The sequence below is a fragment of the Cupriavidus mimosae genome (genome assembly GCF_023952485.1).
Classification (GTDB): domain Bacteria; phylum Pseudomonadota; class Gammaproteobacteria; order Burkholderiales; family Burkholderiaceae; genus Cupriavidus; species Cupriavidus taiwanensis_C.
Genome location: NZ_JALHRY010000005.1, coordinates 342615 through 355457 on the forward strand (window position 1 = coordinate 342615; position 12843 = coordinate 355457).

Genomic DNA, 12843 nt, shown 5'->3' on the forward strand with positions numbered 1-12843 from the left:
CGTCCTTACGGCTGCGGCGCGCGCGCGGTTGGTGTGCTGGCGCCGGCTTCGCGGTGGCGGCGGCGTTCGCCTTGCGGTGCCGAAGCGCCTGCCGCGCCGGCATCGGCCTGCGCGCCGCTGGCACCGCCAGCACCGCCCGCACCATCGCGATGGCGCCGTCCGCGCGCGCGCGGCTGGCTGGCCGGCACCACCGCGGCGGCGCGCGCGGCGGGGTCGACGGTTTCGACTGTCATGCCTTCCTTGAGCCGGTCGGCACCGTCGACCACCACGCGCTGGCCGGGCTCGAGCCCCTTGAGCACCGCGCTACGGGTGCCGTCGCCGGGGCCCAGCTCGATCACCTGCACCTTGACCTGGCTGGCTTCGTCGACGGTATAGACGAAGGTGCCCTGCTGGCCGCGCTGGATCGCCGCCACCGGGATCACGGTGGCGTCCCGGAGCGTATCGACGCGCGTGCGCACGTTGACGAACTGGTTGGGAAACAGCATGCCGTCGGCATTGGGAAACACCGCCTTGAGCTTGACCGTGCCGGTGGTGGTGTCGATCTGGTTGTCGGTGGTCAGCAGCTCGCCTTCGCCGAGCTGGTTGCGCACCTGGCGGTCCCAGGCCTGCACCGGCAGCTTCTCGCCCGCGTTGAGCTTCTTCAGCACCGACGGCAGGTTGTCCTCGGGGATGGTGTACATCACCGCGATCGGCTGGATCTGCGTGATCAGCGCGATGCCGTTGGTGTCGCCGGTGTTGACGATATTGCCGGGATCGACCTGACGCAGGCCGATGCGGCCAGACACCGGCGCCACGATCTTGGTGTAGCCCAGTTGCAGGCGCGCGTTGGCAACGTTGCCCTGGTCGGTCTTGACCACGCCTTCGTACTGGCGCACCAGCGCGTCCTGGGTATCGACCTGCTGCTTGGAGATCGAGTCCTGGCCCAGCAGCGTGCGGTAGCGCTGCTGGTCCAGCTTTGCGTTCTGCAGCAGCGCCTGGTCGCGCGCCAGCTGGCCCACGGCCTGGTCGAGCGCGGCCTGGAACGGGCGCGGGTCGATCTCGGCCAGCACGTCGCCGGCCCTGACCATCTGGCCTTCCTTGAACAGCACCTTGAGCAGCGGCCCGGACACCTGCGCGCGGACGGTCACGTTGGAGACCGGGGTCACGTTGCCGAGCCCGTTCAGGACCACGTCCATGTCGCGCTGGGCCACGGTGGCGACTACCACCGGCGAGCGCGGCATGCCGGCCGGACCTCCTGGACCTCCCCGGCCTCCCGCCGCGGGTGCGCTGGCACCGCCGGGGCCCGCCGCGCTGCCCTGGGGGGCGTCGCCGCGGTGCGCATACCAGTACCAGCCGCCCCCGGCCAGCAGCAGCACCAGCAGCCCGGCATAGAGCCGGCGCCGGTTCCGGCGCGGCGGGGGCGAAGACGGGGAAGGGGAGGGGTGGGTTTGGCCTGGTTCGGGGTTGGACATGTCCGCAATCCTGGAAACGGTGCGCGCGGCGCACCGTCATGTGTTCTGCTGGCAAGTGACGATGCCGCAGTATGCCGCATCGCCATGGGTGCGGGCCGGCCTTGGGGGGCAGCAAGCCCGCAGGCGGCCGGCGTGCCGGCGAGTGCCGCGCGGCGCGCATGGGGCGGCGCCGGCGGCAAGTCATGCGGCAAGGATAATGTGCGGGCACGGACGCCCGTATTTCGGCGTCCGGCCGTTTTATTACAGAGGATTACCAGGACCCCGGGTGTAACCTGCGGAAACAAAACCGTCCGGCCCCGCCGGCATATGTGGCGCCGGGGCTGACTATCATGTGCCTATGCGAACGAACCAGCCTACCCAGATCCTCGTCGTCGACGACGATCCCGAACTGCGCGACCTGCTGCGCGAGTACCTGACCCAGCAAGGCTTCGCCGTCTCGGTGATGCATGACGGCGACGGCCTGCAGGCGCGCCTGGAGCGCGAGCGGCCGGCGCTGATCGTGCTGGACCTGATGATGCCCAAGGTCGACGGCCTGACCGCCCTGCGCAACCTGCGCGCCCGCAACGACGATATCCCGGTGATCCTGCTGACCGCCCGCAGCGACGAGATCGACCGCATCGTCGGCCTCGAGATCGGCGCCGACGACTATCTCGGCAAGCCGTTCTCGCCGCGCGAGCTGCTGGCGCGCATCAACGCCGTGCTGCGCCGCAAGCTGGCGCGCCCGGCGGCGGCGCCCGAGGACCGCGAGTCGGTCGCGTTCGGCCCGTTCCGCGTCAACTTCCGCCAGCGCACGCTGGCGCGTGCCGGCCAGGCATTGTCGATCAGCGATACCGAATTCGCGCTGCTCAAGCTGCTGCTGATGCATCCGCTCGAAGTGCTGTCGCGCGAGCGCATCGTCGAGCTGATGTACGGCAGCGCCAGCGGCATCAGCGACCGCGGCATCGACGTGCAGATCTGGCGCCTGCGCCGGCTGCTGGATGAGGACGCGCAGCGCCCGCGCTATATCCAGACCGTGCGCGGCCGCGGCTACACCTTCGTGCCCGACGAAGCGGAAGAGATTCCCGCGGGCCTCCCCGAATAACCCGGCGCCGGCGCCACCAGGATCTGCTTGCCGATGAAGTTGCGACGTATCGATACCCTGTTCGGCCGCATTGCGCTGCTGATCGCCGCGGTGCTGGTGATCAGCCATTTCTCGTGGCTGGCCATCCTGCGCATGGACCGGCGCCAGCAGCAGGTCGACTATTCGGTGGAGCAGATGCTGTTCCAGCTCGACAGCATCGAGCGCGCGCTCGATGCGCGGCCCCCCGCCAGGCTGCCCAGCCTGGTGGAAACCGCCAACACCGCCGATGCCGACGAGCACGCCACCGCGCCCAAGGGCGGGCGCTCGCGCCGGCTGGTGGAGCAGTTCATCAGCCGCCTGCCGCAAGGCACCGAGATCCGGCTGGAGGACGAGACCACGCCGCGCATCTGGATCAAGCTGCCGAGCCGCGCCGACTGGATCGCGATGCCGATCCTGTGGGTCCACAACCCGCCGCCGGACAACCGGCTGGTGCCGGGGGTGATGCTGGTGGTGGGCGTGGCGATCGTGTTCGCCGTGCTGATCGCGTGGCAGATCCAGCGCCCGGTGCGCGACATGGCCAACGCGGCCGCGCTGCTGTCGCGCCAGCACGCCGTGCCGCCGCTGCGCGAGCGCGGACCGCATGAGCTGCGCCAGCTGATCGAGCGCTTTAACCGCATGGTGGCCGACCTCGCGCGCATCGACCAGGAACGCAACACCATGCTGGCCGGCATCGCCCACGACCTGAAGACGCCGCTGGCGCGGCTGCGCCTGCGCGCCGAGATGCTGGCCGATCCCAAGGCCGCCGCGGGGGTTACGCGCGATGTCGATTCGATGGCGGCCATCGTCGAGCAGTTCCTGAGCTTCGCGCAGACCAGCGAGTCGACCGCGCGGCCGGTGCCGGTGGACCGGCGCGTCAACGAGCTGGCCGCCTCGCTGGCCGAGCAGGAGCGCCAGGTGGAGCTGTCGCTGGGCGCGGGCGAGGGCTTCCGCATGATCGCCACGCAGCTGGACCGCATCGTCGGCAACCTGGTCGACAACGCCTACGCCTATGGCAAGCCGCCGGTCAGCATCGCGACCTCGCGCACGCCGGACGGCTACATGCTGGTGGTGGAAGACCGGGGCGTCGGCATTCCCGACGACGACAAGGAACGCGCCACGCTGCCGTTCGTGCGGCTGGACCCGGCGCGCGGCGGCAATGCGCATTCCGGGCTGGGGCTGGCGATCGTCGACCGGCTGGTGCGGCAGGCGGGGGGCAAGCTCAACCTGGTGAATGCCGACGGGGGCGGGCTGCGGGTGGAGATGCTGTTTGGGGCGGCCACGGTCTGACGACCCCGCTGGTTTGCTCCCCTCTCCCGCAAGCGGGAGAGGGAGTACGCCGCCGGCGTGCTGACGTGGTCAGCCGTTGCGTTATCCAGCGGCCTGCCTGCTTCAAACCTTCTTCTTCTCCCCGATCCGGCTTTCCTTCCCCGCCAGCAGCTTGGCAATGTTCTGCCGGTGCCGCGCAATCAGCAGCACGCTGATGACGAAGATCGCGCCGGCCATCACGTCCACGCCGTTCATCAGCACATGGAAGAACGGCGCGAAGATCGCCGCCACCAGCGCTGCCAGCGACGAGTAGCGGAAGAAGAAGGCGATGATCAGCCAGGTGGCCAGCGTGCCCAGGCCCAGGATCGGGTTGATCGCCAGCAGGATGCCGGCCGCGGTGGCCACGCCCTTGCCACCCGCAAAGCGGTGGAATACGGGAAACAGGTGGCCCAGGAACACCGCCAGCGCCACCATGGCCAGGCCGGTGTCGGTGAGGCCGTGCGCCGGGCCGAAGCGCGCCGCCAGCCAGACCGCCAGCCAGCCCTTCAGGGCATCGCCGATCAGCGTCAGGATCGCCGCCTTCCTGTTGCCGGTGCGCAGCACGTTGGTGGCACCGGGGTTGCCCGAGCCATAGGAATGCGGGTCCGGCAGTCCCATCAGCTTGCTGACGACCACAGCGAAGGAAACGGAGCCGATCAGGTAGGCGGCAAGGGCAAAAAGCAGATTGGCCATGTGGAGTGGGATGTTTTCAGGCTGGCGCGATTGTAGCGCGGCAGGGGCCTGGCCACGACCGTGACTTCCCGGATTGGCGTGGAGGCTTGCTTCGACCCCTGAAGCAGCGTCACGCGGCCGGCAAGGTCAGTCCGGGAGCGCGCACTGCACCGGCTGGGCGTCGAGCAGCGCGGGCAGCAGCTTCGGATCCAGGCTGACCAGGTAGCCGCGGCGGCCGCCGTTGATATAGATGCGCGCCAGTTCCAGCACGGTCGCTTCCACGTACACCGGCATGCGCTTCTTCGTGCCGAACGGCGAGGTGCCGCCCACCAGGTAGCCGCTGTGCCGCTGCGCCACTTCGGGCTTGCACGGCTGCACGCTCTTGCGCCCGGTCTGGCGCGCCAGGTTCTTGGTCGAGACCGAGCAGTCGCCGTGCATCAGCACCACCAGCGGCTGCGCGCGCTCGTCTTCCATGATCAGGGTCTTGATCACGTCATGCTCGGGCACGCCCAGCTGGCGCGCGGATTCGCCGGTGCCGCCGTGCTCGACATAGTCATAGGGGTGCTCGCCGAAGGCCACGCCGTGCTTGCGCAGCGCTTGCGTGGCGGGGGTTTCCGAAACGTGCCTGGATTTGCTCATGACAGTGACCGCCGCCTTGGCGTTCAGCCGCGCGGATGGTGCTGCTGGTGCAGCTCGCGCAGGCGTTCGCGGGCGACGTGGGTATAGATCTGGGTGGTGGAGATGTCGGCGTGCCCCAGCAGCAGCTGCACCACGCGCAGGTCGGCGCCATGGTTGAGCAGGTGCGTGGCAAAGGCATGCCGCAGCGTGTGCGGCGACAGCGGGGCATGCACGCCGGCATCGCGCGCATGGCGTTTGATCAGGTGCCAGAACGCCTGCCGCGTCATGCCTTCGCCGCGCTGCGTGACGAACAGCGCGTCGCAGGCGCGCCCGGCCAGCAGCGCCGGTCGCGCGCTGGCCAGGTAGCGCCGCAGCCAGTCGCCGGCCTGCTGGCCGAACGGCACCAGGCGCTCCTTGTCGCCCTTGCCGCCGACCACGCGCGCGACGCCCTCGTTCAGGCCGATCTCGACAGTCTTCATCTGGGTCAGCTCCGACACGCGCAAGCCGCTGGCGTACATCAGCTCGAGCATGGTGCGGTCGCGCAGGCCCAGCGGGGTGTCGGTGTCGGGCGCCTCCAGCAGCGCGTCGACCTGGGCCTCGGTCAGGGTCTTGGGGTAGCGCGGCGGCTGCTTGGCGGGGCGCAGCAGCAGGCAGGGGTCGGTCTGCAACAGGTGCTCGCGCAGCGCCCACTGGTAGAAGCGGCGGAACACCGCCAGGCGCCGGTTGGCGGACGACGCGCGGGTCTGGGTATGGCGCGCGCTGAAGTACGCCGACAGCGCGCCGTCGTCGGCGCCGAGCAGCTCGCCGCGCTGCTCCTGCTGCAGCCAGCGCGCCAGCAGCGTCAGGTCGCGCCGGTAAGCATCGATGGTGTTGCGCGAGAGCCCGTCTTCCAGCCAGAGCGCGTCGCAGAAGCGGCTGACCAGGGCCGCGTCGGCCGCGCTGGCGACGGCGGTGGGCTCGGCTGCCGCCGGGGCGCCGCTCATATCAGCATGGCGCCCTCATGGCGCAGCAGCCAGCGTTTGACGTCGAGGTAAAAGCCGTCCTCGGCATGGTGCGAGAACCCGCCGATGCCGCGCGCCGAGACCACGCGATGGCAGGGCACCAGGATCGGAAACGGGTTCTGCCCGCAGGCCTGGCCGACCGCGCGCGGCATCGCGCCGATGGCTTCGGCGATGGTGCCGTAGGTGGTGGTGGCGCCGCGCGGCACCGCGCAGATGGCCTGCCACACGCGCTGCTGGAAGGCGCTGCCGGCGGCGGCCAGCGGCACGTCGAAGACGGCGTCCGGGTTGGCGTAGTAGGCCTCCAGCTGCGCGGCCAGCCGCTGCGTCAGCGCGTCGGCCGGCGCGCGGGCTTCGACGTGCTCAGGCAGGTACACGATCGCCTGGATGCGCGCGCCGTCCGTGCGCACGCCGATCTTGCCGAACGGGGCGGTAAGGATGGCGTGGTAGGGTGCGGGCATGGCGGTCAGGCTGGGGCGAATGCTGGATTTTAGTGCTTTTTGGCGCGGGCAAGAAAAAAGGGCCGCCTCGCGGCGGCCCTTTGCGGGTGGCATCACACCGGCCGGATCATTGCTCCAGCTTGATGTTCTGCACCTTCACAAGATTCTTCATCTTGTCGAATTCCTTCTTGATCTCGGCCGCGTGCTGCGCCGGCGTGTTGCCCGACGGCTCGGCGCCGGCGGTGCGCAGGCGCTGCTGGAAGTCCTTGTCCTGCAGGGCCTTGACCGCGGCTTCGTTGAGCTTCTTGATGACCTCGTCAGGCGTGCCGGCCGGCGCCACCAGGCCGTACCAGGCCGGATCGTTCGGCTCCTTCAGGCCCATTTCGCCGAAGGTCGGCACATTGGGCAGCGACTCCAGGCGCTTGTTCCAGGCCACCACGATCGGACGCAGCTTGTTGGCCTTGATGTAGGGCATCGACGACGGCAGGTTGTCGACCATGATCGGCACCTGGCCGGCCAGCACGTCGTTCAGTGCCGGGCCCGCGCCGCGGTACGGGATATGGACCATGAAGGTCTTGGTCGAGACCTTGAACTGCTCGCCCAGCATGTGGCCGAAGCCGCAGGTGCCCGACGACGCGTACGAATACTTGCCCGGGTTGGCCTTCAGCACGGCCAGGAACTCCTTGTAGTCCTTGGCCGGGAAGTTCGGGTTCACCGCGATCACGTTGGCCACGTTGGCCAGGTTGGTGATGGGCTTGAAGTCCTTGATCGGGTCGTACGACAGCTTGGGGTTGCAGGCCGGGTTCACGGCCATGGTCGAGACCGTCGAGATGCCGATGGTGTAGCCGTCCGGCGCGGCCTTGGCAATGGCGTCGGCGCCGATCGAACCGCCCCCGCCGGCGCGGTTTTCCACCACCACCGGCTGGCCCAGGATGCGGCTCATCTGGTCCGCCGCGCCACGGCCGACGATGTCGGTGGTGCCGCCGGGGGCGAACGGAATGATCAGGCGGATCGGCTTGGTGGGGTAGCTCTGGGCTTGCGCCGCGGTGGCGGCGGCCGCCAGGGCCAGGGTCAGTGCGAGTTTGCCAGCTTGCATGAGATCATGTCTCCCGTCAGAAATCCGGGCAGGGTGCCGCCCGGAAGCAAAAAAACCGTCGCAGTGCCACAGGTCGGGCGGTGCGTCGGCAGCGTAATCTGGGTCATCCGCCCAGCAGGCCGCGCTTGACGCCGGCGTCGACCGGGCGTTCGCCCAGGAACACCCGCAGCAGCGCCTGGTAAAAGTCTTCGCCGGGAATCGACCGGCCGCGCGGGGTGCCGTTGATGGCGACGACCGTCCCCGTTTGCGGGGAAAAATCCACGTTGATGACATCGCCCTTGTGCGCGGTGCCGATCTCGCCCAGGGTGCGCTCGAACTGTACCAGCCGCGCCGCCAGCCCCTGCATTTGCGCCTCGCTGTGGTTGTCGCGCATGCCCTGGCGGATCGCACGCACCACCGCCGGCGGTTCGGTCTCGCGCAGGATGCGTAACTGTAGCCGCTTGGCGCCCGGCGTGCCCAGTACCACGGCCGCGTTGCGGGCCTTTTCCTCCAGGTACAGCGCGGCCACGTAGCCCTTGGTCAGGAAGCCAGTGCGCAGCGCCGCGCCATTGAGCTGCAGTTCCTTGCCGCCCACGCGCGCCGCGTCGTCGAAACGCACGCCGGCGATCTCGACCGCGCGCGCCGGCCCCGGCACGGCATGCACCCCGGCCGCGGCGCCGAGCGCTGCCAGCACGACGGCCAGGCGCAGGCGGCGGCCCGGCCGGAAAGCAGGGCTGAGTCGGGAGCGGAGGAGGGTGTCCACGTGCAGGCGCGTGGAACGGATGCGGGACAACATGGCGGCAGGCGTACAACTTGGCATGTCATGCTGCCCGAAATCTGGAAAAATACCTATCCGTATCTGCCCTAGTCTGCACATTCCGGCTTTTTTGCCGTTATCTCGCCCCGCCGCTGTTTCGGTGCGACGGCTGCCCGGGCAGTGCCGCGCCATGCCACTGCCACCACAACAACAACCCTAGATGTCTTCCGCCCTCCTGCTGGTCCCGGACTTCAGCCTGATCCTGATCGGCTGGCTGCTGGTGCGCTATTCCCCCTTCGACCGCGCCTTCTGGGGCGGGGTGGAACGGCTGGTCTACTTCGTGCTGTTCCCGGCGCTGCTGCTGCAGTCGACCAATACCGCGGTGCTGGACTTCTCCTCGACCTCGGCCATGCTGGGGCTGGCGCTGCTGGTGCTGGCCATCGGCCTGGCCGGCGGCTATGCCGTCAAATGGGTGCTGCGGCCGGATCCGGTCAGCTTTGCCTCGGGGCTGCAGACCGCGTTCCGCTTCAATTCCTATATCGGGCTGGCGCTGGCCGCGCGGCTGGGCGGGTCCGAAGGGCTGGCGCTGATGGCGGTGATCGTCGGCTGCACCGTGCCGCTGTGCAACGTGGCCGCGGTGTGGGCGCTGGCCCGGCATGGCCAGTCCGCGCTGTGGAAGGAACTGGCGCGCAACCCGCTGATCCTGGCCACCGCGGGCGGGCTGGCGACCAACCTGATGGGGCTGCACGCGCCCGAGGTGCTGGGCATGACGCTGAACCGGCTGGGTTCGGCGTCGACCGCGCTTGGCCTGATGACGGTAGGCGCGGGGCTGCAGATCAGCGGCGCCACCGGCACCGCCGGGCCGGTGGCGTGGTGGACCGGGGTCAAGCTGCTGGCGATGCCGTGCGTGGCCTGGCTGGTGGGGCGGCACCTGCCGCTGACCGCGCTGCAATACCAGATCGTAGTGCTGTACGCCTCGCTGCCGACCGCCTCCAGCGCCTACATCCTGGCCGTGCGTATGGGCGGCAACGGGCCGATGGTGGCGGCGACGATCTCGCTGATGACGGTCGCGGCGATCGTCACCACGCCGCTGTGGCTGGCGCTGGTGAGCTGATTCTGACCGAGAGGGTTCGGGGTCAGCCGGCCCGTTGCGCGGGCGGGCCGCCCTGTGCCAGGGCCCAGTCGATATGTTCCCGCACCATGGGCGTGGCGATCTCGCGCCGCGCCAGCAGTGCGGCGCGAATGCGCGCGGCCAGCGCCTCGTCTGCGGCGCGCGTGCCCGACAGTGCCGTGCGCAGGCTGTTGCCCAGTCCCACCGCCAGGTTGCGCAGCCAGCGCTCGTGGCCGATGCGGCGGATCGGGCTGCCTTCGAGGCGCTGGTTGAATTCCGCTTCGGTCCATTGGAACAGCGCCACCATGTCGGGCGCATCGAGGCCGTTGCGCACGTCGAAGTCCGGCACCGTGGCCACGTGCGCGAACTTGTTCCATGGGCAGGCCAGCTGGCAGTCGTCGCAGCCGTAGACGCGGTTGCCCATGGGCGCGCGGAATTCGACCGGGATCGCGCCCTTGTGCTCGATGGTGAGGTAGGAAATGCAGCGGCGCGCATCGAGCCGGTAGGGCGCGACGATGGCGCGCGTGGGGCAGATGTCCAGGCAGCGGTGGCAGCTGCCGCAATGGCCGGACTCGGGCGGATCGGCGGGCAGCGGGATGTCGACCAGGATCTCGCCGAGGAAGAACATCGAGCCGCCGTCGCGGTCCAGCAGCAGCGTATGCTTGCCGCGCCAGCCCAGTCCGCCCTGGCTGGCCAGCGCCACTTCCATCACCGGGGCCGAATCGGTAAAGACGCGGTAGCCGAACTTGCCGATCTCGGCCTCGATCCGGCTGGCCAGCTGCTGCAGCCGGCTGCGCAGTACCTTGTGATAGTCGCGCCCGCGTGCGTACATCGACACCACCGCGGTGGCCGGGTCGTCCAGCCGCGCCAGTTCGTGACGGCGCCAGTCGGCGGCCTCCGCGTGCGCGCCGGCGACCGGGACATAGGGCATGCGCGCCACGATCGCGCGCACCGTGCCGGGCACCAGTTCGGCCGGACGGGCGCGCCGCAGGCCGTGGTTGGCCATATAATCCATGTCGCCGTGGTAGCCCTGCGCCAGCCAGGCCAGCAGTCCGGGCTCGGCGTGCGCGAGGTCGACATCGGCGATGCGCACCGAGGCAAAGCCCAGCGCCGCGCCCCATGCGCGGATCGACGCGGCCAGCGCCGCAAGCTCCCCCGGGCCCGCGGCCGCGCGGCCGCTGGTGTCTGGTACTGGTGTGGGCGGCGCATCCGCCTGCCCGGGGGCGACTCGGTCGATCATTCCTGAATTGTACGCAATGCCCTTGCTCGAAGAACGCACCCTGACGCTGCCCGACGAAGCCGCCACCGCGCGCCTGGGCGCCACGCTGGCCGCCGCCGTGCAGGCGATGTCGCCGCGCACGGTGCATGTGCAGCTGTCCGGCGACCTGGGCGCCGGCAAGACCACGCTGTCGCGTGCCGTGCTGCGCGCACTGGGCCATGCGGGCAAGGTCCGCAGCCCCACCTATACGCTGTGCGAGCCCTATGACGTCGCGCGCGCCGACGGCTCGCCGCTGACGGTCTACCATTTCGACCTGTACCGCTTTGCCGATCCCGAAGAGTGGCTCGACGCGGGTTTTCGCGACTGCTTCGCCGAACCGGCCTTCAACCTGGTCGAGTGGCCGGAAAAGGCCGGGCGCCTGCTGGGGGAACCCGACCTGCACGTGTTGCTCCAATCGGACATGGCCGGCGCCGACGACACCGGCGAGCGGCGGATCGCGACACTGCGCGCCTATACTCCCACTGGACTTATCTTGCTGAACGCATGCTGATCAAGCGACTTGCCACCGACCGCCCCGATGGACCCGACGGCCTGCTGCAGGCGCGCCGCAAATGGATGGCGCAGGCACTGAAGCTGGGGGCCGGCACCGCCGTGCTGACGCTGGCCGGTCCGCAGATCGCGTTCGGCGCCGGCATCGTCGCGGTGCGCGTGTGGCCGGCGGAGGACTACACCCGCGTCACCATCGAATCCGATACGCCGCTGGCCGCGGTGCACCAGATGATCCGCGATCCCGACCGGCTGGTGGTGGACATCGACGGCCTCGACCTGTCGCCCACGCTGCGCGAGCTGGTGGCCAAGATCACCCCGAACGACCCGTATATCCAGACCGTGCGCGTCGGCCAGAATCGCCCACGCGTGGTCCGCATGGTGTTCGACCTGAAGGAGAACGTGGCGCCGCAGGTGTTCACGCTGGCGCCCATCGGCAGCTACCGCAACCGGCTGGTGTTCGACCTGTATCCGGTCAACCCGCCCGACCCGCTGTGGAAGCTGGTGCGCGACACCGAGGAAAAGCAGCGCCGCTTTGCCACCTCCGACCCGGCGCCGGGCGCCGAAGGCATCGCCGGCGCCCCGGCCGGCGCCGAGGAAGACGCCATCGGCGCGCTGGTGCGCCGCTTCGACGAGAAGGGCGAGGTGCCGCCCACCACCGCGCCGCCGCCGGTGGCCGCCGCAAGGCCGCGGCCCTCGACGCCGTCCACGGCGCCGGTGCCGCCGGTGCCGGCCCCGAACGCACCCGTGGTGCCGCCGGTCGCGCGCGACAATCCCACTGCCGAGCGTCCGTTCAAGATGCGCCGCCTGCTGACCGTGGCGATCGACCCCGGCCATGGCGGCGAAGACCCGGGCGCGATCGGCGCGGCCGGCTCGCGCGAAAAAGACGTGGTGCTGGAGATCGCGCACCGGCTGCGCGCCAAGATCGACGCCCAGCCCAATATGCGCGCGATGATGACGCGCGACGCCGATTTCTTCGTGCCGCTGAACGTGCGTGTGCAGAAGGCGCGCCGGGTGCAGGCCGACCTGTTCGTGTCGATCCACGCCGACGCCTTCCTGTCGCCCGAGGCGCGCGGCGCGTCGGTGTTCGCGCTGTCCGAGCGCGGCGCCTCCAGCACCGCGGCACGCTGGCTGGCCAACAAGGAAAACGCCTCCGACCTGATCGGCGGCGCCAACATGGGCAACAAGGATGCACAGGTGGCGCGCGTGCTGCTGGACCTGTCGACCACCGCGCAGATCAACGACAGCCTGCTGGTGGGCAAGGCGGTGCTGGGCGAGATCGGCGGCATCAACAAGCTGCACAAGGCCCGTGTCGAACAGGCCGGGTTTGCGGTGCTGAAGGCGCCGGACATCCCCTCGATCCTGATCGAGACCGCCTTCATCAGCAACCCGGAAGAAGAGCGCAAGCTCAACGACAACGCCCACCAGGAGCAGCTGGCCAATGCCATCCTGAAGGGCATCCGCTCGTACTTCGCGCGCAATCCGCCACTGTCGAAGAATCCGTCGGTCTGATCCGCCGCGCTGGCGGCGGGCACAAAAAAAACCGGGGCAT

The 12843-nt window shown here is 69.7% G+C and carries 13 protein-coding genes; 5 read left to right on the top strand and 8 right to left on the bottom strand.

From position 1 onward, the window contains the following. Positions 1 to 5 precede the first annotated feature (5 nt). Positions 6 to 1451 carry an MdtA/MuxA family multidrug efflux RND transporter periplasmic adaptor subunit gene (locus MKD50_RS12235; RefSeq protein WP_252667226.1) on the bottom strand — a complete coding sequence of 482 codons (1446 nt, stop codon included), beginning with the start codon at positions 1449 to 1451 and terminating at the stop codon, positions 6 to 8. A gap of 337 nt (positions 1452 to 1788) precedes the next feature. On the opposite strand from MKD50_RS12235, the gene MKD50_RS12240 reads away from it, so the two are divergent. Both MKD50_RS12240 and MKD50_RS12245 read left to right on the top strand, forming a co-directional pair. Continuing rightward, positions 1789 to 2532, top strand: a complete 744-nt coding sequence (locus MKD50_RS12240) for a response regulator (RefSeq protein WP_012351867.1) — start codon at positions 1789 to 1791, stop codon at positions 2530 to 2532. Positions 2533 to 2565: 33 nt separating this feature from the next. Beyond that, positions 2566 to 3837 (top strand): ATP-binding protein, encoded by a 1272-nt coding sequence (locus MKD50_RS12245; protein ID WP_115706054.1) that lies wholly within the window; start codon positions 2566 to 2568, stop codon positions 3835 to 3837. A gap of 102 nt (positions 3838 to 3939) precedes the next feature. Here MKD50_RS12245 and plsY read toward each other — a convergent pair whose 3' ends face one another. The 6 genes from plsY to MKD50_RS12275 all read right to left on the bottom strand — a co-directional run bounded on the left by plsY (position 3940) and on the right by MKD50_RS12275 (position 8478). After that, complete coding sequence (gene plsY / locus MKD50_RS12250; RefSeq protein WP_115706055.1) at positions 3940 to 4548, bottom strand: glycerol-3-phosphate 1-O-acyltransferase PlsY; 609 nt, start codon at positions 4546 to 4548, stop codon at positions 3940 to 3942. A gap of 126 nt (positions 4549 to 4674) precedes the next feature. After that, a complete protein-coding gene (locus MKD50_RS12255; RefSeq protein WP_115706057.1) occupies positions 4675 to 5166 on the bottom strand; it encodes an aminoacyl-tRNA deacylase in 492 nt (163 codons plus the stop codon). A gap of 23 nt (positions 5167 to 5189) precedes the next feature. Continuing rightward, positions 5190 to 6128: a site-specific tyrosine recombinase XerD gene (xerD, locus tag MKD50_RS12260; protein WP_115706059.1), complete on the bottom strand. Its 939-nt coding sequence runs from the start codon at positions 6126 to 6128 to the stop codon at positions 5190 to 5192. Continuing rightward, entirely contained in the window at positions 6125 to 6604 is a 480-nt protein-coding gene (locus MKD50_RS12265) for a methylated-DNA--[protein]-cysteine S-methyltransferase (protein ID WP_115706061.1), read from the bottom strand. Before MKD50_RS12265 ends, xerD begins: the two co-directional genes overlap by 4 nt. A gap of 106 nt (positions 6605 to 6710) precedes the next feature. Next, entirely contained in the window at positions 6711 to 7679 is a 969-nt protein-coding gene (locus MKD50_RS12270) for a tripartite tricarboxylate transporter substrate binding protein BugE (protein WP_115662932.1), read from the bottom strand. Positions 7680 to 7782: 103 nt separating this feature from the next. Further along, positions 7783 to 8478 carry a chalcone isomerase family protein gene (locus MKD50_RS12275; protein ID WP_252667227.1) on the bottom strand — a complete coding sequence of 232 codons (696 nt, stop codon included), beginning with the start codon at positions 8476 to 8478 and terminating at the stop codon, positions 7783 to 7785. Positions 8479 to 8635: 157 nt separating this feature from the next. Between MKD50_RS12275 and MKD50_RS12280 the strand changes: the two genes are divergently transcribed. Continuing rightward, a complete protein-coding gene (locus MKD50_RS12280; RefSeq protein WP_240073789.1) occupies positions 8636 to 9529 on the top strand; it encodes an AEC family transporter in 894 nt (297 codons plus the stop codon). A 22-nt stretch (positions 9530 to 9551) separates the two neighbouring features. Here MKD50_RS12280 and queG read toward each other — a convergent pair whose 3' ends face one another. Next, the gene (gene queG / locus MKD50_RS12285; protein WP_252667228.1) at positions 9552 to 10766 is read right to left on the bottom strand and encodes a tRNA epoxyqueuosine(34) reductase QueG; all 1215 of its coding nucleotides are present in this window, start codon (positions 10764 to 10766) and stop codon (positions 9552 to 9554) included. A 16-nt stretch (positions 10767 to 10782) separates the two neighbouring features. Between queG and tsaE the strand changes: the two genes are divergently transcribed. Both tsaE and MKD50_RS12295 read left to right on the top strand, forming a co-directional pair. Further along, a complete protein-coding gene (tsaE, locus tag MKD50_RS12290; protein ID WP_252667229.1) occupies positions 10783 to 11295 on the top strand; it encodes a tRNA (adenosine(37)-N6)-threonylcarbamoyltransferase complex ATPase subunit type 1 TsaE in 513 nt (170 codons plus the stop codon). Beyond that, entirely contained in the window at positions 11289 to 12803 is a 1515-nt protein-coding gene (locus MKD50_RS12295) for an N-acetylmuramoyl-L-alanine amidase (protein ID WP_252667230.1), read from the top strand. Before tsaE ends, MKD50_RS12295 begins: the two co-directional genes overlap by 7 nt. Positions 12804 to 12843 lie beyond the last annotated feature (40 nt).